The 1,402-nt window shown below is 54.1% G+C and carries 2 protein-coding genes; one reads left to right on the forward strand and one right to left on the reverse strand.

Going from position 1 to position 1,402, the window contains the following annotated elements; genetic code table 11:
• Positions 1 to 229: 229 nt before the first annotated feature.
• Positions 230 to 823 (forward strand): phage tail protein I, encoded by a 594-nt coding sequence (locus tag F6K49_RS49205; protein WP_293110031.1) that lies wholly within the window; start codon positions 230 to 232, stop codon positions 821 to 823.
• Here F6K49_RS49205 and F6K49_RS49210 read toward each other — a convergent pair.
• On the reverse strand, positions 807 to 1,402 hold a 596-nt coding region (locus F6K49_RS49210; protein ID WP_293110033.1), incomplete at its 5' end, for a hypothetical protein. The two genes, F6K49_RS49205 and F6K49_RS49210, sit on opposite strands and share 17 nt — an antisense overlap.

A 1,402-nucleotide genomic window follows, 5' to 3' on the forward strand; every position in this document is an offset into this window, starting at 1 on the left:
ATACATAGGGGAGCAATGGCAATTAACTAGCTAGGGAGTAGGGAGTAAGGAACAGGGAACAGGGAACAGGGAACAGGGAATCGGGATTAGCAACAATAACACCAAACTCCCCATCTCCCCATCTCCCCATCTCCCCATCACCCCATCACCCCATCACCCCACCTCCCCATCTCCCCATCTCCCCATCTCCCCACTATTCCCTATTCCCTATTCCCTATTCCCTTGACTTATGTCCAACTACTTCAGTAGCTATCTAAACTATCTACCAGCTAACTTTCAGGAAGACCCTTTTGTTGGTCGGTTCCTGTTAGCATTGGAGCGGGTAATGAGTGGTTTTTTACCTAGGGATACTGATGATCCAAATCCTGAACAGTTGGCTCTAGAAGAATACATTGACCGTATCCCTACTTACTTCAATCCCTATAATCATCCTGATTTACCAGTAGAGTCAGAGATAGCACCAACTGAGTTTATACCTTGGCTGGCCAGTTGGGTGGCGTTAAGTTTGCGAGATGATTGGACTGAGGAGACTAAACGCCGATTTATCAGCAATATTGTCCCTCTCTATCGCCAACGGGGGACTAAGGCGGGAGTGAAGCAAATGCTAGAACTTTACACTCAAGAAGACGTCAAAATCTACGAATTTGAACAACCTGCTCACTACTTCCAGGTGACAATCACCTTGAATGAGCGAGACCCTCAAAAGCTTCAACGTCAGGAAGAAATTGCTAAGGCAATTGTGAATCAGGAGAAACCAGCTCACACGTTTTATGCCTTGCGGGTGTTAGTACCCGGTATGCAAATTATTAATGGCCGGTTTTGATGAGGAATCGGCCGGTGCCGTTGGTGGCGGTGTTGGCGCTGATTTCGTTGAGTTCGGCGGGGGTGAGGCCGAGGCCGGCGGTGGCGATGGTGTCGAGTTCTTCGTGTTGGAGTCCGCCGATGGCGAACGCGGCGCACCGGTGGAGGATGTTTGATCCGCCGGGTTGTTGGGTGTCGGTCCAGGAGTGGGTGGCGAGGATGGTGATGATGCCGTCGTTGCGGTCCATGCGGAGGAGTCCGCCGATTTGGTTGGCGAGGGCGGGGAACTCTCGGGTGGCCCGCCAGATCTCATCGAAGATCACGGCGTAGACCTGGTCAGCGATGCAGTGGTTGTGGTGGTAGATCGCCGACAACGCCGCAGTCCAACAGGTCACGGTGACCGCGGCGGTGAGTTGTGGTTCGGTGGCCAGGATCTGGCTTGTGTCGATCACGAACGGCCGGTCTGCCGCCCACCGCTGATCGGAATCGCTCGTGCCGAGAGCTTGACCGATAGGCCCGCCGGCGAGAGCAGCGATATCGAGCGCCAAGGGCTCTAGGAGTTCCTCCGCTCGCTCGATCGAGCGGGTGAGCGTGGCGGCGA

This window comes from Moorena sp. SIO3I6, assembly GCF_010672095.1.